This window comes from Alsobacter sp. SYSU BS001988 (genome assembly GCF_054796215.1).
In genome coordinates this window covers 1-406 of the sequence record NZ_JBTAMK010000064.1, presented here as the reverse complement: position 1 = coordinate 406, position 406 = coordinate 1, and the positions used below count along the sequence as shown (strand labels likewise).

Genomic DNA, 406 nt, shown 5'->3' with positions numbered 1-406 from the left:
GCGCGAGGTGTCGCCCGGCATGATGATCGCGGCCTCGATCATCATCGGCAAGGCGCTGGCCCCGGTGGAGATCGCGATCGGCAACTGGAAGGGCTTCGTGTCGATGCGCGAGGCCTACCGGCGCGTCAACGGCCTGCTGGAGAAGGTGCCGGAGCCGTCCAAACGCCTGCGCCTGCCCACCCCCGCCGGCACCGTGACGCTGGAGAACGTCCATGCGCGCGCGCCGGGACGCGAGACCCTGGTGCTGCGCAACGTGTCCCTCACGCTTCCCGCCGGCGCGGTGCTGGGCGTGGTCGGCGCGTCGGCCGCCGGCAAGTCGAGCCTGGCGCGGGTGATGGTCGGCGTGTGGCCGGTCGCGGGCGGCACGGTCCGCCTCGACGGCGCGGACCTCAACCACTGGGATCCG

At 73.2% G+C, this 406-nt stretch carries 1 protein-coding gene; it reads left to right on the top strand.

The genetic code is table 11. The features are described from left to right. Nucleotides 1-406: ATP-binding cassette domain-containing protein (locus ACYVO7_RS25815; RefSeq protein WP_460452621.1), on the top strand; the 406-nt coding region annotated here is incomplete at both ends.